15 protein-coding genes are annotated in these 18528 nt (G+C 70.2%); 9 read left to right on the forward strand and 6 right to left on the reverse strand.

The window, feature by feature from the left end:
* Nucleotides 1-118 precede the first annotated feature (118 nt).
* From zwf to ACYVAK_RS03785, 7 genes are all read left to right on the forward strand, one after another.
* Nucleotides 119-1582, forward strand: a complete 1464-nt coding sequence (gene zwf, locus ACYVAK_RS03755; protein ID WP_461058108.1) for a glucose-6-phosphate dehydrogenase — start codon at nt 119-121, stop codon at nt 1580-1582.
* A gap of 20 nt (nt 1583-1602) precedes the next feature.
* Nucleotides 1603-2313 (forward strand): 6-phosphogluconolactonase, encoded by a 711-nt coding sequence (gene pgl, locus ACYVAK_RS03760; protein ID WP_461058110.1) that lies wholly within the window; start codon nt 1603-1605, stop codon nt 2311-2313.
* Nucleotides 2313-4139: a phosphogluconate dehydratase gene (edd, locus tag ACYVAK_RS03765; RefSeq protein WP_461058112.1), complete on the forward strand. Its 1827-nt coding sequence runs from the start codon at nt 2313-2315 to the stop codon at nt 4137-4139. The genes pgl and edd overlap by 1 nt, the downstream gene beginning before the upstream one ends.
* Nucleotides 4136-5128 carry a glucokinase gene (gene glk, locus ACYVAK_RS03770; protein WP_461058114.1) on the forward strand — a complete coding sequence of 331 codons (993 nt, stop codon included), beginning with the start codon at nt 4136-4138 and terminating at the stop codon, nt 5126-5128. Before edd ends, glk begins: the two co-directional genes overlap by 4 nt.
* Nucleotides 5129-5199: 71 nt before the next feature.
* Entirely contained in the window at nt 5200-5853 is a 654-nt protein-coding gene (gene eda / locus ACYVAK_RS03775) for a bifunctional 4-hydroxy-2-oxoglutarate aldolase/2-dehydro-3-deoxy-phosphogluconate aldolase (protein WP_461058116.1), read from the forward strand.
* 71 nt (nt 5854-5924) lie between these two features.
* Nucleotides 5925-7001: a LacI family DNA-binding transcriptional regulator gene (locus tag ACYVAK_RS03780; RefSeq protein WP_461058118.1), complete on the forward strand. Its 1077-nt coding sequence runs from the start codon at nt 5925-5927 to the stop codon at nt 6999-7001.
* A 10-nt stretch (nt 7002-7011) separates the two neighbouring features.
* Entirely contained in the window at nt 7012-7599 is a 588-nt protein-coding gene (locus ACYVAK_RS03785; protein ID WP_461058120.1) for a protein tyrosine phosphatase family protein, read from the forward strand.
* 13 nt (nt 7600-7612) lie between these two features.
* Here the strand turns inward: ACYVAK_RS03785 and ACYVAK_RS03790 are convergent, their stop codons facing one another.
* The 4 genes from ACYVAK_RS03790 to ACYVAK_RS03805 form a co-directional block, all read right to left on the reverse strand.
* Nucleotides 7613-9301, reverse strand: coding sequence for an alpha-amylase family glycosyl hydrolase (locus ACYVAK_RS03790; protein ID WP_461058122.1), 1689 nt, complete (start codon nt 9299-9301; stop codon nt 7613-7615).
* Between the two features lie 176 nt (nt 9302-9477).
* A complete protein-coding gene (locus tag ACYVAK_RS03795; RefSeq protein ID WP_461058124.1) occupies nt 9478-10362 on the reverse strand; it encodes an alpha/beta hydrolase family protein in 885 nt (294 codons plus the stop codon).
* An 85-nt stretch (nt 10363-10447) separates the two neighbouring features.
* A complete protein-coding gene (locus ACYVAK_RS03800; protein ID WP_461058126.1) occupies nt 10448-12601 on the reverse strand; it encodes a S9 family peptidase in 2154 nt (717 codons plus the stop codon).
* Entirely contained in the window at nt 12601-14721 is a 2121-nt protein-coding gene (locus tag ACYVAK_RS03805) for a prolyl oligopeptidase family serine peptidase (RefSeq protein WP_461058127.1), read from the reverse strand. Before ACYVAK_RS03805 ends, ACYVAK_RS03800 begins: the two co-directional genes overlap by 1 nt.
* Nucleotides 14722-14881: 160 nt before the next feature.
* Here ACYVAK_RS03805 and ACYVAK_RS03810 point away from each other — a divergent pair, with 160 nt between their 5' ends.
* Both ACYVAK_RS03810 and ACYVAK_RS03815 read left to right on the forward strand, forming a co-directional pair.
* A complete protein-coding gene (locus tag ACYVAK_RS03810; protein ID WP_461058129.1) occupies nt 14882-15463 on the forward strand; it encodes a lipocalin family protein in 582 nt (193 codons plus the stop codon).
* 95 nt (nt 15464-15558) lie between these two features.
* The gene (locus tag ACYVAK_RS03815; protein ID WP_461058131.1) at nt 15559-16596 is read left to right on the forward strand and encodes a hypothetical protein; all 1038 of its coding nucleotides are present in this window, start codon (nt 15559-15561) and stop codon (nt 16594-16596) included.
* Here the strand turns inward: ACYVAK_RS03815 and ACYVAK_RS03820 are convergent.
* Nucleotides 16590-17528, reverse strand: a complete 939-nt coding sequence (locus tag ACYVAK_RS03820; protein WP_461058133.1) for a patatin-like phospholipase family protein — start codon at nt 17526-17528, stop codon at nt 16590-16592. The two genes, ACYVAK_RS03815 and ACYVAK_RS03820, sit on opposite strands and share 7 nt — an antisense overlap.
* Nucleotides 17518-18489, reverse strand: coding sequence for a helix-turn-helix transcriptional regulator (locus ACYVAK_RS03825; protein WP_461058135.1), 972 nt, complete (start codon nt 18487-18489; stop codon nt 17518-17520). Before ACYVAK_RS03825 ends, ACYVAK_RS03820 begins: the two co-directional genes overlap by 11 nt.
* Nucleotides 18490-18528 lie beyond the last annotated feature (39 nt).

Genomic DNA, 18528 nt, shown 5'->3' on the forward strand with positions numbered 1-18528 from the left:
CGGGAGTATAGCGACGGCATCCCGTGGGCGATGAATACGTTTGCGCCTCCGGCCGCCCCGCAAGCGGCCTTCGGGCCGAAGGATTACGCTGCCCGGTCAAGCCCCCATCGAGTGCTCCATGACCCAGGACGCTTCGCTCTTCGTACTGTTCGGCGCCACCGGCGACCTCGCCCAGCGCATGCTGCTGCCCTCGCTGTACGCGCTGGAGCGCGACGGCCTGCTGCCCGGAGCCCTGCGCATCCTCGGCACCGCGCGCAGCGCGATGGATGCCGCTGGTTTCCGCGCCAACGTGGCCGAGTCCATCGGCAAGGCGATCGCGGCGGGCGAGTGCAACGAAGCCGCGCTGGAGCGACTGCTCGGCCGCTGCGACTACCAGGCGGCGTCGGTGGACGATCCGGCCGCTCTTGCCGCGCTCGCCGCGCGCATCGCCACCCTGCGGGGCGAGGGCGACACGCTGGTGCACCTGTCCACCGCGCCCAAGTTCTACGGGCCGATCTGCGAAGCGCTGGCCGCCGGCGGCGTCGCCGACGCGCGCATGCGCGTGATGCTCGAGAAGCCCATCGGCCACGACCTCGCCAGCTCGATCGCCATCAACGAGGCGGTGGCGAAGGTGTTCCGCGAGGCGCAGGTGTTCCGGGTCGACCACTACCTCGGCAAGGAGGGCGTGCAGAACCTGCTGGCCCTCCGCTTCGGCAATGCGCTGTTCGAGCCGATCTGGAACTCGCGCTTCGTCGAGCAGGTGCAGATCACCGTCGCCGAGACGGTGGGGCTCGAGGGCCGCGGCGGCTACTACGACGAATCGGGCGCCATGCGCGACATGGTGCAGAACCACCTCCTCCAGCTGCTGACCTTGACGGCGATGGAGCCGCCGTCGCACTTCGATCCGGGTTCCGTGCGCAACGAAAAGCTGAAGGTGCTGCGGTCGCTGCGACCCATCGAGGGAGAGGATGTGGCGACCCATACGGTGGCCGGCCAATACACGGCGGGGGCGATCGATGGCAAAGCCGTGCCGGGCTATGCCGACGAACTGGGCCGCCGCAGCCGCACCGAAAGCTTCGTCGCCATCCGTGCGCACATCGACAACTGGCGCTGGAGCGGCGTGCCCTTCTACCTGCGGACGGGAAAGCGCCTGCCGCGCCGCGCCACCGAGATCTACGTGAAGATGCGCGCGGTGCCCCACTCGATCTTCGACGGCGAAGGCGCGACGCCGGAGCCCAACGCCCTGCTGATCCGCCTGCAGCCGGAAGAGCGCATCTCGATGATGCTGATGAGCAAGACGCCCGGCCTCGACCGCGGCGGCGTGAAGCTCTCGCAGGTGGCGCTCGACCTCGACCTGCACGACGCCTTCGCCCACGAGCGCAAGCGCATCGCCTACGAGCGCCTGTACCGCGATGCGCTGGCCGGCGTCGGCACGCTGTTCGTGCGCCGCGATGAAATCGAGGCGGCGTGGAGCTGGATCGACCAGATCCTCGGCGGCTGGACCGCGCGCGGTCAGGAGCCGAAGCCCTACCCGGCCGGCACGTGGGGCCCGACAAGCGCGCTGGCGCTGCCGGAGCGCCACGGCCACAGCTGGCGCGAATGAGCCGCGACGACGCTATGCCGATGAGCCCGCTGCCAATCGTCCCTCACGCCAACGCCGAGGCCCTGGCCGACGCCGTTGCCGAGGCGCTCGCCGACGCGATCCGCGAGGGCGTCGCCGCCCGCGGCGAGGCCTGGCTGGCGCTGGCCGGTGGCAGCACGCCGTTCGCCGCCTACCGTCGTCTGGCTGCGATGGCCCTGCCGTGGTCGCAGGTGCACCTCGTGGCCAGCGATGAGCGCTGGGTGTCGGCCACGCATGACAAGCGCAACGAGCGGGCGCTCGCCGACGCCTTCGCCACCGCGAACGGCGTGACGATCCATCCGCTGGTGCCCGCCGTTGAGTCCGCCGTCTTCGCTGCCGGGGCCGGCGCCACCGCCGAGGCCAGCCTCGCGCCGCTCGCCCACCGCGCCTTCGACGCCGTGCTGCTCGGCATGGGCGCCGACGCCCACTTCGCCTCGCTGTTCCCGCAGGTGACGCCGGCTGCCGCCCTCGATGCCGGCGACCGCGCGGCGGTTGTCGCGTTGACGCCCGACCCGCTGCCGCCGGAAGCGCCGTTCCCGCGCATTTCCCTAACGCTGTCGCGCCTCGTGGCGACGCGCTCGCTGCTGCTGATGATCACCGGCGAGGCCAAGCGCGCCGTGCTCGAATCGGCCCGCACCCGCCCCGCCGCTGACGCCCCCATCCACGCCCTGCTGGCCGCCGCGCCGGACCTCGCGATCCACTGGAGCCCCTGATGTCGCTGCACCCCGTCGTTGAACGCGTCACCGAGCGGATCCGCGAGCGCAGCGCGCCGACCCGCACCGCCTACCTCGCTCGCATCGAGGCCGCCCGCCTGAAGGGCACGGCGCGCGCGCGGCTCTCGTGCGGCAACCTCGCCCACGGCTTCGCCGCCTCGGGCGACGACAAGGACGCGCTGAAGCTGCAGGTGAAGCCCAACCTCGGGATCGTCACCGCCTACAACGACATGTTGTCGGCGCACCAGCCGTTCGCGACCTATCCCGAGCTGATCAAGATGGCGGCCCGCAACGCCGGCGGCACCGCGCAGGTGGCCGGCGGCGTGCCGGCGATGTGCGACGGCGTGACGCAGGGCCGCACCGGCATGGAGCTCTCGCTGTGGTCGCGCGACACCATCGCGCAGGCCACGGCCGTCGCGCTTTCGCACGACATGTTCGACGCCGCGCTGATGCTCGGCGTCTGCGACAAGATCGTGCCGGGCATGCTGATGGGCGCGCTGGCCTTCGGCCACCTGCCGGTGGTGTTCGTGCCCGCGGGCCCGATGCCCTCGGGCCTGCCGAACAAGGAAAAAGCGGCCGTCCGCCAGCGCTACGCCGAAGGCAAGGCCACGCGCGAGGAACTGCTCGCGGCGGAATCGGCGAGCTACCACTCGGCCGGCACCTGCACGTTCTACGGCACCGCCAACAGCAACCAGATGCTGATGGAAGTGATGGGCCTGCACCTGCCGGGCTCGGCCTTCGTGAACCCGGGCACCGCCCTGCGCGACGCCCTCACCGTGGCCGCCGCCGAGCAGGCCCTGCGCGTCACCGCGCTTGGGCCCGATTGGCGCCCCATCGGCCACACGGTCGACGAGAAGGCCATCGTCAACGCGATGGTCGGCCTCGCGGCGACGGGCGGTTCGACCAACCACGTGATCCACCTCGTGGCCATGGCGCGCGCCGCCGGCCTGCGCGTCACCTGGGACGACCTCGACGAGCTCTCGCGCGCCACGCCGCTGATGGCCCGCGTGTACCCGAACGGCTCGGCCGACGTGAACCACTTCCACGCCGCAGGCGGGCTCGGCTTCGTGATCCGCGAGCTGATCGACGCCGGCCTGCTGCACGGCGACCTGAAGTGCGTCCATGGCAGCGACCTGCGCCAGCAGTCGCTCGAGCCGCACCTCGAGGGCACCCGGCTCACGTGGCGCGAACCACCGCCGGCGAGCGGCGACCTCAACGTGCTGCGCCCCGTGGCCGAGCCCTTCGATGCCGAAGGCGGCCTGCGCCTGGTCACCGGACGCCTCGGCCGCGCCGTGGTGAAGATCTCGGCCGTTGCGCCGGAGCACCGTCGCATCACCGCGCCGGCCAAGGTCTTCGACGACCAGGACGACCTGCTCGCCGCCTTCAAGGCCGGCCAGCTGGAGGGCGATTTCGTCGCCGTGATCCGTCGCCAGGGCCCGAAGGCCAACGGCATGCCCGAGCTGCACAAACTCACGCCGACGCTCGGCCTGCTGCAGGACCGCGGCCAGCGCGTCGCCCTGCTCACCGACGGCCGCATGAGTGGCGCCTCCGGCAAGGTGCTGGCGGCCATCCACCTCGTGCCCGAGGCCGTGGCCGGCGGGCCGATCGCCAAGCTCCGCGATGGCGACATCATCACCATCGATGCCGAGACGTCGACCGTCGAGGTCGACATGCCCGAAGCCGAGTGGGCGGCGCGCACGCCCGCCCCGATGGACCTCGCCGGCAACCAGTTCGGCGTGGGACGCGAGCTGTTCGCGGTGTTCCGCGAGGCCGTGGACAGCGCGGAGGACGGCGCCTGCGCGCTGTTCGGGAACAGCGGCCTGTGAGCGCGATCCACCGCCCCGCCTTGATCGCCGACATCGGCGGCACCAATGCGCGGTTCGCGCTGACGGACCTCGCCGCGGCACGGCCCGACATGCGTGCCGTGGAGACGCTGCCCTGCAGCGAGTATGCCAGCCTGCAGCACGCTGCCGAGGCCTACCTCGCGGGCGTGGGCGCGAAGCCCTCGAGGGCTGCCATCGCGGTGGCCTGCCCCGTCGACGGGGACGCCATACGACTGACCAACCGTGCCTGGGCCTTTTCGAAGCGCGAGCTGCAGGAGGTGCTCGGCTTCGAACGCCTCGCCGTCATCAATGACTTCGGCGCGGTGGCCTGGTCGGTGCCCGCGCTGTCGCCGGACGACGTGGTCTGCCTGCACGGCGATCCAGCCCTGCCGCGGCGGGGCCCGGTCAGCGTGCTCGGCCCCGGCACCGGCCTTGGCGTCGCGATGCTGGTCGGCGACGCGACGCGCGGCTGGCAGGTGGTCGAGACCGAGGGCGGCCACGTGAGCTTCGCGCCGATCGGCGAGGAGGAGCACAGGATCCAGCGCTGGATGACCCAGCGCTTCGGCCGCACCAGCAATGAACGCCTGCTCTGCGGTGTCGGCCTGTCGCACATCGATGCCGCCCTGCGCGACCCCGGCACCGGCCCGAACCCGCTCGGCGACAGCGCCACCGTCCTGCGCGACCCCGCGGCCATCGTCGAATCGGCGCTCGAGGGCCATGACCTCAATGCCCGTCGCACGCTGGCGCGTTTCTGCGCCGTGCTCGGCAGCGTTGCCGGCGATACCGCCCTGATCCATGGTGCCAAGAGCGTGATGATCGCGGGCGGCATCGTGCCGCGTTTCATCCCGTTCCTGCGCAGCAGCGCCTTCCGCGAGCGCTTCCTCGCCAAAGGCCGATTCGCCGCGTACCTGGAGAAGGTGAGCCTCCACGTCATCACCCATCCGCAGCCCGGCCTGCTCGGTGCCGCCTGCGCGCTGCGGCAGGCAGAATGACGGAAGCGCGATGACGCGACGAGGGGGGGACGAATGAAGCAATCCACGGCATCCAGGGGAGCAGCGGCACGATGAGCTGGAGCACAGAACGACGCAACGCGGCGGTCGATGCCGTCTTCGCCCAGGCGCCGGTGCTGCCGGTGATCGTCATCGAGACGCTGGAGCAGGCGGTTCCACTGGCCCGCGCCCTAGTGGCCGGCGGGCTACCGGTGCTCGAAGTCACGTTGCGCACGCCGGTGGCGCTCGCGGCGATGCGCCGCATCGCCGCTGAGGTGGAGGGCGCCATTCTCGGGGCCGGCACCGTGCTGACGCCCGCGGATCTCGACGCCGCCGCCGCCGCCGGCTGCACCTTCGCCATCAGTCCCGGGGCCACGCCAGCCCTCTATCGCGCCGCCGACGCCAGTCCGATCGCGTGGCTGCCGGCCGTGGCCACGGCCAGCGAGGTGATGCAGGGGTTGGGCTACGGCCACCAGCGCTTCAAGTTCTTCCCCGCGGTGAGTTCGGGCGGCGTCGGCGCCCTGAAGGGCTTTGCCGGCCCCTTCCCACAGGCCCGCTTCTGCCCCACGGGAGGCATCGACGCCACCAACGCCCGTGACTTCCTCGCCCTGCCGAACGTCGGCACCGCGGGCGGCTCGTGGATGCTCCCGAAAGACGCCGTCGCCGCGGGCGATTGGTCGCGCGTCGAACGTTTGGCCCGGGATGCCGCGGGGCTGCGAGCGACCTGAACGACGCAGCCCGTGGCGCCGTCACGCGACGACCGCGCCGCCTTCCCGGGGCGGGGTATCCTCCCGTCGTCATGAGCCAGAAATCCCGCCCCACGTCGTTCGACATCGCCTACCGCGCCGGCGTCTCGCAGGCCACGGTCTCGCGGGCGCTGCGCGACAGCCCGCTGGTCAGCGAGGACACCCGCCGGCGCATCCGTGAGATCGCCCGCGAGCTGAACTACAAGGTCGACAAGAACGCGTCGAACCTGCGCCGGCAGAGCTCGGTCACGCTGGCCCTGCTGCTGTTCGAGGACCCGACCCCGAACGACACGCTGATCAACCCGTTCTTCCTGACGATGCTGGGCTCGATCACCCGCGCCTGCGCGCGGCAGGGCTACGACCTGCTGGTGAGCTTCCAGCAGTTCAGCGAGGACTGGCACGCCGACTACCAGGACGCACACAAGGCCGACGGCCTCATCCTGCTGGGCTACGGCGAATGGTTCAGCACCCGCGACAAGCTCGACCGCCTCGTCCAGCAAGGCACGCATTTCGTCCGCTGGGGGCCGGTCTTCGACGCCCAGCCCGGCGTATCGATCGGGAGCGACAATCGGGCCGGTGGACGCCTCGCGGGCGAGCACCTTGCGACGCATGGCCGACGGCGGGTGGCCTACCTCGGCGCCAACCAGCCGACGTGGCCCGAGTTCCGCGATCGCTACCTGGGCCTGTGCGACGCGCTGCAGGATGCTGGCCTGAGTACCGAACCCGCCCTTCAGATCGACGTCATCGACTCGACCGAGCTGGCCGGTTACGCCGCCGCGCAGGCGCTCTTCGCGCGCGGTGTCGCTTTCGACGCCGTGTTCTGCGCCAGCGACCTGATCGCGATCGGCGCGATGCGCGCGCTGATGGAGCACGGCCTGCGTGTCCCCGAGGACGTCGCGGTGATGGGCTTCGACGACCAGCCGGTGGCCGCCTTCACCAATCCGCCGCTCACCACCGTCCTGCAGGACACGAAGCTTGCCGGCGAGAAGCTCGTCGACACGCTGATCCGGGAGATCCGCGGCGAGGCCGCGGTGAGCGAGGTGCTCTCGCCGGCGCTCGTGGTGCGTCGCTCCTGCGGCGCAGAGCTCGCCGTCACCCGCCCTGCAGGAAGATCCAGCAAAGCCCGTTGAGGAACCCGCCATGCGCCGCTACCCCGTCCTCGTCATCGCGTCCGTCCTGCTCGCCGCCTGCGCCGGCAACGGCGCGACCCGCGGCGATGCCGCGACGGCAGCGCCCGTTGCCACCCCCGCGCCAGTGCCGGCCCAGCCGCCGTTCGAGACCCGGGTGGTCCGGGATGGCGCGGTGCTGCTGTCGCCGCAGCCGATGGCTGCCGATCTCGAAGCCCTGGGTGCCAAAGGCGTTCGCCGCGTGATCAACCTGCGCACGCCCGAGGAAATGGCCACGCTGGGTTTCGACGCGGCCGCCGTGGCGAAAGCGCAGGGCATGGACTACACCCTGCTGCCGATCGCCGGCAACGCGGGCTTCACCCCTGCCGCGCTCGACGCGTTCAGCGCGGCCATGGCGACCGGCGAAGGCGACGTGCTGCTGCACTGCGCCAGCGGCACGCGCGCCGCGCACCTTTATGCCGCTTGGCTGGTACGCGAAAAGGGCATGAGTCCGGAGGACGCGATGCGCCGCGTGGCCCCCCTCGGCCTATGGCCTCTGCCCATGGAGCGCCTGCTCGACCGGCCGCTGCGCCTCGAATTCACCGAGCCCGCCGGCGGCTGATCGCGGACCGGTTTCAGCGCGCGATCATCGCGGCTTCGACCGCGGCGCGAAGGGCGGGCGCAGTGAGCGGCTGCTCGAACATGAAGACCTGCACGCCGTTCGCAGGCACCTCGGACTCGAAGGCCTCGCCCGCCGCAATCACGCGGGTGCCGCCGCCCAGCGCTTCGCGCCAGCGGCCCGGTTGCACCAGGGCGTCGATGCGGAAGCGCGTCGCGGCATCGCCCTTGTTCAGCAGCACGAGCGCGGTCTGCGCCACGCCGTCGTGCTCCAACACGCGGTAGAACGCCGCGCGTTCGCCTTCGAATTCCACGTTGACCTGCAGGCCGCGCTGCAGCGCCGGCGTATTAGCGCGGAGCGTCGCGATGCGCTTCAGTGCCCCATGGATCGGGTTCGCCGGCGCAGCATCGATGCGCGCCTGCCCGAAGTAATTGCGGTTGCCGGCATGCTCGGCGGTGCCACGCATGAAGCCCACCTCCGAACCCTGGTAGACCACCGGGATGCCACGCACGGTGAACAGGAAGTTGTTCGCATTGATGAAGCCGGCATCGTCGGCGTCGAGGCGTGGCATGTCGTGGTTGTCGTAGAAGGTCATCAGCACGTACGGATTGGCATACGGGCCGCCGTCGAGGAACAGCGCGGGGAGGATCGCCTCGTAGCCCGCGTCGCGCTTGCCGAACACCTCGCCCATCGCCTTCTGCAGCGGGAAGTCGAGCACGCTGATCGCGCCGTTCTCCGGCTGCGTGAACGCGCCAAGCACGTCGGGCTCGTAGGTGAAGGCCTCGCCGAACATGAAAAGGCCCGGACGCTCGGCCCGCAGGCGGTCCGCGTAGGTCTTCCAGAACGACAGCGGCATGTGTTTGATGGTGTCGAGGCGGAGCGCATCGGCGCCCTGCCCCAGCCATTTCAGGCTGCTTCCCACGAGGTAGTCGACGACGGCAGGGTTGCGCTCGTCGAGGTTCGAGAGCTCGGCGATGTCAGGCTCGGTGCGGAAGAAGGCGTGCAGCGGATTCGTGGCAGGCGTCAGGCGCCGCGGCGGCAGGTTCTGGTGGTCGGCGACGAGCTCGCCGGCCTCGTTGAACAGCTTGCCGAACTGGTCACGCTGCGTCGGGGCGGTGAACGACGGCGAACCGTGGTTGGCGACCACGTCGAGCACCGTCTTCAAACCACGGGCGCGAAGGCCGGCGGTGAGCGCGCGGAAATCGAGGCCCTCGGACGGAAGATGCTCATCAAGCTCGTAGAAGTTCGTGGCCCAGTAGCCGTGGTAGCCGGACTTGCCGCCGTCCGTGAACATCTTCCCCCACGCGGCCGGCGTGCCGCCGCTGAAGGCCTCGTCCGGCTGCTCGACGATCGGCGTCAGCCACACGGCGCCGAAACCCATGTCGCGGATGTAGCCAGCGTTGTCGAGGAGACCGCGGAAATCCCCGCCGAGGTAGCCCACGTAGTCGGCCTTGCCCGGCGGCGCGCCGGGCACCGGCCCGCCCCAGGTGCCATGGTCGGGCAGGCCCTGCTCACGATGGTCGTTCGACGGATCGCCGTTGACGAAGCGGTCGGTCATCACGAAATAGACCGCGTGCGCTGCCATCGGCTCGGTGGTGCCGACGAACGACCCCGAAGACGGTGGCGGCGAGGCGGTCTGCTGCGCTGCGGCAGCGGAGGCGGCTAACAGGCCAGCGAGGAAGGCGGTCAGAGGACGCAAGCGCATCGAAGCCTCGAGGACGGGAACGGCGACGCTCGAGTGTATCGGCGGCCGGTCCATCCGCCGTGAGAGTCACCGTCGATGAATTCGAATTCAGGCCGCTGTCCCGCGTGATGCGTCACGCCGAATGACCCACCACCGCGGAAGATCGGATGGGCGACGCCACCTGCCGCCACCGTCGATCAGCGCGCTTGCCCGCTCGCCTCGCCATCGTGGGCTGATCGCGCTCCGCCCGCGAACGCCGCAACCCACGCGATCGCCGCGTCGAAGGTCGCGGCCATGTTGTTGTGGCCCTGCCCGGGGAAGACGCGATACTCGTACCGGTGACCCTTGGCCTGCAGCGCGCGCAGGTTCCGCAGCGAGAGGTCCACCGGAATGCTGCCGTCCTGTTCGCCGAAGATCCAGAAACCCGGAATCGCCAGCGTCGCCAGGTCTTCGGCGGGGTCGGTGTCCCGGCCAAGGAAGGCCGGCCAGACGTAGGGCGTGTCGCGCGCGGCGAGCGCCGTGGCGTAGGCCGGGCGGTCGGCGCCGTCGCGGTCGCCGGTGTGCTTGCTGTAGAGGTCCTCCTCGCTGACCTTGGTCACCGGTGCGCTCCACAGCAGCAGGAAATCCGCTTGGCGCGTCCGGGTCGCGGCGACCGGCGCGATCCAGCCGGCCTGCGAGATGCCGGCGAAACCGAGCGGCACCGCATCGAGCCCGGGCTGCGTCGCCAAGGTCTCGAGCGCCGCCACCGCGTCATCCGCGAGGAGCGAGATGTTCATGCCGGTGACGCTCTGCTCGCCCTCGTACACCCCTCCCGAGCGCCCCACGCCGCGCTTGTCGTAGACCAGCGCGGCGATGCCGCCATCGGCGAGGCGCCGGGCCACGCCGAGGTTGCGCCCCTGCTCGCCGGAGCCGTGGATGAACACCACGCCGGCGACGATGGGCTTTCCTTCCGGCAGGACGAGGCTGCCCGACAGCGTCGCGCCATGGCTGACGAAGCGCACCTCGTCGATGCGAGGCGCGGCCGCCAGGGCGGCGGGCGCGAGGGCGAGGAAAAGAACAACCGCGAACGTCGGCAGGCGCATGGGAACCTCGAACGGCGATGCTTCGGGACGAAAAACCCCGGCGCGGGGCCGGGGCTCTCGATGGCGCGCAGCGGCTTGTCGCGGATTACTCCGGACGCGTTTCCACGCCCAGCTGGTCGAGCAGGAAGGCGTAGTACTCGGCGGCTTCGGCGAAGCGGCGGAAGCGGCCCGACTTGCCGCCGTGGCCGGCTTCCATGTTGGTGCGGAACACCAGCAGGTTGTCGTCGGTCTTCTTCGCGCGCAGGCGGGCGACGTACTTCGCCGGCTCCCAGTACTGCACCTGCGAGTCCCACAAGCCGGTGCCGACGAACATCGCCGGATAGTCCTTCGCCGCCAGCTGGTCGTAGGGCGAGTACGAGAGCATGTAGTCGTAGAAGTCCTTCTGCTCCGGGTTGCCCCACTCGTCGTACTCGTTGGTGGTGAGCGGGATGCTCGGGTCGAGCATCGTCGTCACCACGTCCACGAAGGGCACCTGCGAGATGATGACGTCGTACTTCTCCGGCGCCATGTTGGCCACCGCGCCCATGAGCAGGCCGCCGGCGCTGCCGCCCATCGCCGCCACGCGATCCTCCGCGGCATACCCGTTCTTGACCAGCCAGTCGGTCACGTCGATGAAATCGGTGAAGGTGTTGATCTTGTTGAACAGCTTGCCGTCGTCGTACCAGGCGCGGCCCATCTCCTGGCCGCCGCGGATGTGGGCGATGGCGTAGACCATGCCGCGGTCGAGCAGGCTCGGCACCAGGCGGCTGAAACCCGGGTCCGAGGAGCTGCCATAGCTGCCGTAGGCGTACTGCAGCAGGGCGGCCTCGCCGTTCTTCTCGAAGCCCTTGCGGTAGACGATCGACACCGGGATGCGCACCTTGCCGTCGCGCGAGGGGACCCACACGCGCTCGGTGGTGTACTGCGTCGGGTCGAAGCCAGGCACCGGGTCCTGTTTCAGCTGCTTGCGCTCGCCGGTCTCGACGTTGATCTCGTAGGTCGTCGCCGGGGTGGTGAGCGAGGTGTAGGTGTAGCGTACCCACGGGGTGTCGGGCATCGCATTGACCGAGAGGCCCATCGTGTAGGCCGGTTCGTCCGACTTCACGAACTGGCTGTCGCCGCCGTCCTTGAGGATGCGGATGCGGCGCAGGCCGTCGGAGCGTTCGCCGATGGCCATGAAGCCGTCGAACAGCTCGACGCCCTCGATGAAGACATCGCTGGCGTGCGGCACGAGTTCCTTCCAGCTCTCGCGGCTGCCGAGGGCGTCCTCGGCGGCCGTCATGAGGCGGAAGTTCGGCGCGTTCCAGTTGGTGGTGATGACCCAGCGGCCGGCGTGGTGGTCGGCGTCGTACTCGACGTCGCGCTCGCGCGGGGCGATCACGGTGAACTCGCCCGGGTTGGCGGCCTTGGTGCAACGCTGCTCCGACGAAACCGTGCTCTGCACGCCGATGCAGATGTACTGCTTCGACCGCGTGCGGCCGATGCCCATGTAGAAGCTCGTATCGGTCTCGGTGTAGACGAGCTTGTCCTCGCTCGACGGCGTGCCGATCACGTGCGTCTTGACGTGGGTGCTGAGCAGGGTCTCCGGGTCGTTCTCGACGTACCAGATCGTCCGGTTGTCGTCGCCCCAGACGATGTTGCCACTGGTGCCGGTGATGGCCGAATCCAGCACTTCACCGGTGGCGATGTCCTTGACCTTGATCGTGTACTGGCGGCGACCGTTGAGGTCCTCGGCCCACGCGAGCTTGCTTCCGTCCGGGCTCACCTCCCAACCGCCGACCTGGAAGTAGTCCTTGCCCTCGGCCATCGCGTTCTGGTCGAGCAGGATCTCTTCCGGCGCCTCCATCGTGCCCTTGCGGCGGGCGGTGATGGCGTAGTCCTTGCCGGCTTCGAAACGCGTGTAGTACCAGTAGCCGTCCTCGAAGTACGGCACGCTGGAGTCGTCCTGCTGGATGCGGCCGACGATCTCCCCGTAAAGGCGCTGCTTCAGCGGTGCCAGCGGCGCCAGCACGGCATCGGCGTAGGCGTTCTCGGCGTTGAGGTAGGCGAGCATCTCCGGGTTCTCGCGCTTGTCGTCGCGAAGCCAGTAGTACTCGTCGTTGCGCACGGCGCCGTGCGGCGCCTTCACTTCGTGCGGGCGCTGCGCGGCCACGGGCGGCGTCGGTGCGTCCGCCGCGAAACTCGCCGGCGCGGCGAAGCCGGAGGCGAGCAGCAGGCCGAGTGCGGCCAGCGGACGGCGCGAAAGGTTCGGGCGGTGCATCAGTTCGCCTCCGGGAAGAGCTTCATCTTCAGGAAGGTGTAGGCCAGCGCGTTCATCTTGGCGCTCTGCGCGTTGTTCGCGGCGCCGCCGTGGCCGCCCTCGATGTTCTCGTAGTAGTAGACCGGGTGGCCCTGCTCCTTCATTAGCGCGAACATCTTGCGGGCGTGGCCCGGGTGCACGCGGTCATCGCGCGTGGACGTGGTGAACAGCACGGGCGGGTACTGCACGTCGGGCTTCACGTTGTGGTACGGCGAGAAGGTGCGGATGAACTCCCACTGCGCCGGGTCGTCCGGGTTGCCGTACTCGGCCATCCACGAGGCGCCGGCCAGCAGCGTGTGGTAGCGGCGCATGTCGAGGAGCGGCACCTGGCAGACCACGGCGCCGAACAGCTGCGGGTAGAGCACGGTCATGTTGCCGACCAGCAGGCCGCCGTTGCTGCCGCCCTGGATGCCGAGGTGCGGCGCCGTGGTGATACCGCGCTTGATCAGGTCTTCCGCCACCGCGGCGAAATCCTCGTAGATGCGCAGGCGGTTTTCCTTGAGGCCGGCCTGGTGCCAGCGCGGGCCGTACTCGCCACCGCCGCGGATGTTGGCGACGACGTAGACACCCCCTTCGGACAGCCACGCGCGGCCCACGCCGGCGGAGTAGCCCGGAGTCAGCGAGACCTCGAAACCGCCGTAGCCGTACAGCAGGGTCGGGTTCTTGCCGTTCGCCTCGAGGCCCTTCTTCGCGACCATGAAGTAGGGCACGCGGGTGCCGTCCTTGCTGGTGGCGAAGTTCTGGGTGATCTCGAAGCCCGTGGCGTCGAAGAAAGCCGGCAGCTGCTTCAGCGGCTGCGGCGCCTCGCCGACGGTACCCATCATCAGCGTGGTCGGCGTCAGGTAGTCGGTCACGGTGAGGAAGTAGTCGTTGTTCGCCTCGTCGTCGACGGCCGAGACCGACACCGTGCCGAAGGCCGGCGCGCCTTGCAGCGGACCGCGCGTCCACTCGCCGTTCGCGTAGGTCAGCACCGACAGACGGTTCTTGACGTCCTCGAGCACGTTGAGGATCAGGTGGTCCTTGGTCGGCGTGAGGCCGACGAAGGCCGTGGTGTCGGTCGGCTCGAACAGCACGTCGAACTCGCGCCCGCCAGCCATGAACGCGTCGAACTTGGCCGCGATCACCGCGCCCTTCGGGTAGACGCGGTCGCCGACGCGGTAGTCCTCGCGCAGCTCGAGGATCAGCCACTCACGGTACGGCGTCTTGTTCGCCGAATTGGGCGCATCGATCTTGGTGAGCGCGCCATCGGCACCGCGCAGGTAGAGCTCGTCGTTGTAGAAGGCGAGGGTGCGGCTGACGAAGTCCCGCTCGAAGCCCGGCGTCAGGTCGCGGTAGCCGGCGATGTACATGTCCTGCGCCGTGCCCTCGTACACCACCTTGGCCTCGGCCAGCGGCGTACCGCGGGTCCATTCCTTGACGACGCGCGGGTAGCCCGAGGACGTCATCGAGCCCTCGCCGAAATCGGTGTAGACGAAGACGCTGTCCGCATCGCGCCAGACCGCGCCGCCCTTGGCCTCCGGCAGGCGGAAGCCGCCTTCGACGAAAGCGCGATCGCTCTTGTCCCACTCGCGGATCTCGATGGCGTCGGCGCCACCACGCGACAGCGAGACGAGGCAGCGATCATAGGCGGGGCGCAGGCAGTTGGCGCCGCGCCACACCCAGTTCATGTCCTCGGCCTTGTTGATGGCGTCGAGGTCGATCAGCACTTCCCACGCGGGCTCGGCCTTGCGGTACTCCTCGAGCGTCGTGCGGCGCCACAGGCCGGCGGGGTTCTTGGCATCGCGCCAGAAGTTATAGAAATACTCGCCCTGCTTGCTGACGAACGGAATGCGGGCATTCGAATCGAGGATGGCCAGCAGGTCGTCGCGCAGCGCGCCGAACTCCGGCTGCGCCTCCAGCACCTTCAGCGAGTCGGCGTTCTGCGCGCGCACCCAGTCGAGCGATCGCGGGGCTTCGACATCCTCCAGCCACTGCCAGGGGTCGGCGGGCTGCGGCGCGGTGGCCGCGGTCGCAGGGGTCTGGGCATGGCTGAGCGGAGCGGTCATCAGGGCAAGGACAAGAGCGAGGCGCGTGCGGCGCATGGGGCCTCCATGGGGGCCGGAAGGGAGTGGTCGGAGCTTACCCCCGGCCCACGCCGCGGCATGCATGACCAAAGTCACAGCGAACGCCGCCTTCACGGCCTTGACGGGGCGTTCTCCCGGCGGCGACCACGCTGCGTCAATCATTCCAACGGAGCCGCCCATGCGCGCCGCCGCCCGCCCCGCCCTACGCACCGCCGTGATCGCCGCCTTGGCCCTCGCGCTGGCCGCCTGCCAGACCCCACCGGAAACCCCCCGCATGCCTGCCGAAGCCAGCGCCGCACCCGTCGACCTCGAGCGCTTCATGGGCACGTGGCACGTCGTGGCGAATGTCCCCTACTTCTTCGAGAACGGGAAAGTCGCGACGCGCGACGTCTATCGCCTGCGTCCGGATGGGCGCATCGACAACGACTTCGTGTTCAAGAAGGCCTTCGGCGAACCCGACCGTACGTGGAACGGCGTCTCGACCGTCGTCGAGGGCAGCGGCGGCCGCGAGTGGAAGGTTCAGTTCGTCTGGCCCATCTCGACCCGCATGCAGGTGTTGGAGGTCGCGCCGGACTACTCGACCGCCCTGCTCGCCACGCCGGACCGCAAGCTGGCCTGGATCTTCGCGCGCGAGCCGGTCGTCGACGACGCCACGCTGGCCGCCTTGGCCACGCGAATGGCCGCACACGGGGTGGATCGCGCGGCCTTGCGGCGCGTGCCCCAAGTCGAGGGGCAGACGGTCGCGCCGATCGCCCCCTGATCCAGCCCGGCGCTGAACGGGCGGGACGCCCGCATGGCGGGGCGCGGGCGAGCGTGCTATTCCATGCGCCGCACCCCCAACCAACGAGGCCCGCCATGCCGAGTGTCTCCCGCGTCCGCCCCGTCCTTGCCTTGGCGCTGTTTGCGCTGGCCGGGCTCTCTGTCGCCACGGCATCGGCGCAGCCCGCCGACGGCTACATCGGCCCGGAAACCTCCAGCGAGCCGCAGCCCGCGGTGGCGGCGAAGTCGGGCCGCTACGGCGGCGGATGGTCGGGGGACTGGCGCTTCTGTGCCGAGGAAGGACGCCGCTGCTCGGTGCGGGGCTGGGGGGTCGTGCGCTACGGCACGCAGGGGCGCTACGTGTATCGCGAGGTGCGCAACGCGAGCCTGCAGTGCGACAACTCGATGTTCGGCGACCCGGCGCCCGGTCGCGGAAAACGCTGCGAAATCCGCCAGTACGACGACACCGGCTGGGGCGGCGGTGGCGACGACGGCTACGGCTGGACGCTCTGCGCCCGCGAGAACGAGACCTGTCGCGTCGACGGGCCGGCCACGGTGCGCTTTGGCACCAACGGCCGCTACTACGAACGCCGCGTCCGCGGCGGCAGCGTGGCCTGCAGCATCCAGACCTTCGGCGATCCCGCGCCGCGCGAGCGGAAGGTCTGCGAACTGCGCTACGACGGTGGCGGCCGGCCGGGTAGCGGCGGCGGCTGGGGCGGCAGCTGGAGCGGTGGCTGGACGCCTTGCGCGCGCGAGAACGAGGTCTGCCGCCTGCCCGGCCCTGCCACGGTCCGCTACGGCACGGAGCGCCGCTTCACCGACCTCGAGGTCCGTGGCGGCAGCGTGCGCTGCGACAACCGCGGCTTCGGCGATCCTGCCCCGGGCGAGGTCAAGCACTGCTCGTTCCGCACCGGTGGCGGCTGGCAGGGCGGCGGGCCTGGCAACGCCTGGACGGAGTGCGCGACCGAGGGCGGCTTCTGCTCGTTCCGCGGCCGTCGTTCCATCTGGTATGGATCCGACGACGGCCGGAGCGTGACCCGCGAGTTCCGCGACGGCGTGTCCTGCACGAACGCGGCCTTCGGCGGCGACCCGGCGCCGCGCTCGCCCAAGCGCTGCGCGATCCAGCGCTACTGAATCCAGTCGGTGAGCGCGGCCTCGGCGAGCTCGCGGCCGCGCTCACGGAGCTCCTTGGCGCGCCAGAACTCGTAGAAGCTCGCGGAATCGCGCGGCACGCGGATGACGAGGTCCGGCGGATCCTGGGCGACCTGCAAACGCGTGATCTGCGAATGCATGGTGTCCATCGAGCGCGACATGAGGTCCAACAGGCTGCCGATCCCGCCGCCCGGCGCCGGTGGCGTGGACGCGGGCGGGGGGACGCTGAACCACGAGGCCACGCGCGCCTTCCAGTTCGGCGGCGCTATGGGCGCGTCGTCGTTGAACATCTCGGCTTCCCGCAGCGGCACGGGCCCGCTCACGGGTGCGCGCGGCGACCGCGCATTGAGGTCGACGGCCACCACGTAGTCGCAGTGGAACGCACGGGTCGCCGCCAGCGGCAGCGGCGCGAGCAGGCCGCCGTCGACCAGCTCGCGGCCGTTCACCTCGTGCGGCGTGAACACCATCGGGATGGCGATCGATGCACGGATGGCGTCGAACAGCGGGCCATGCTGGAACCACACCTCGCGCTGCGTGGCGAGATCGGTGGCGACCGCCACGTAGGGCAAGGGCAGCGTCTCGATGCGATGCTCGCCGACGAGCTCGCGAAGCGTCGCGATGACGCGGTCGCCGCGGATCAACCCCGACGCGCCGAAGGTCACGTCGAGCAGTCGGAGAACGTCGTTGCGCTCCAGCCGCTCGGCCCATTCGCGGTAGGCGGCGAGCTTGCCGGCGGCGTGGATGCCGCCGACGAGCGCTCCCATGGACGAGCCCGCGATCGCCGCGATCTCGAAGCCGCGGGCCTCCAGGGCTTCGATCACGCCGATGTGGGCGAGGCCGCGCGCGCCCCCCGCTCCAAGGACGAGGGCGATCCGCTTGCCGGCCCTCGCCGCGGCGGCCGGCTCAGCCGTCATAGGCGGCCGCGGTGAGTTGCAACAGGGTGCGCAGCTGCTCGCGCAGCGGGGTGGGCTCGACCACTTCCGCATCCGGGCCATAGCGAAGCACATCCATCAGCAGCTCGCGCGCGTTGCTGTAGGGCACGCGAAGCTCGTAACGGCCATCGGGCAGCAATCGGCCTTCCTGTTTCGAGTGCCAGTGTTCGTCGGCCACCCAGCGCGCGGCCTTGGCGCTGAAGCGTATCGTCGCCCAGGCCTTGGGCGCCCCGCTGAAAATGCCGTAGCTCGAGGCGAGATGGGCGTCGAGCTCTGCATCGGGATGGTCGATGGCCGCCACATCGTCGATGCGCGCATGGGCGATGCGATCGACGGAGAAGCTGCGCAGGGCCTCGCGCTCGTGGTCGAAGGCGTCGAGGTACCAGTTGTCGCGGTAATGCGTGAGCCGCTGCGGCGAGACGCTTCGCTGCGTCCGGGTGTTCGTCGAACGCGCGAGGTATTCGAAGCGGAGGCGACGGCGCTCGAGCACTGCGCCGGCAACCATGCGGAAGGCTGCCTCGTCCACGCGCCGCGTGCCGCTGCCGATCACCCGCACCCGTTCGATCGGCCAACGCTTCCCCCCCGCATGCTGTTGCAGGAGGGAATCGATGCGTCCCTTGAGGGGCGCGATCGCCGCCGAGAGGATGCCCGGGCCGGTGCGGTCGAGCAGCTGCTGCGCGGCGGTCAGGGCATGCAGTTCCTCCGAGCTCAGCCACAAACCGGGAAGCTCGAAACGCTCGGCCTCCTTCTCGAGGTAGCGGAAGCTGGCTTCGCCGTCGGTGCTCTCCAGCGGCGCACCGAGCGCGTCGCGCAGGAAGGCGATGTCGCGATAGAGCGTGGCCCGGGAGCATCCGAGCTCGTCCATCAGGCGCTGGAGCGGCACCGGAAGGCGCGCGGCCTTGAGGCTGCGGTGCAGGGCGAGGATGCGTTCGTAGCGGTCCATCGGCGGCTCGGGCTCGACGCGGGGGCCGCTAGCATCGCA

The organism is Silanimonas algicola (assembly GCF_054777375.1).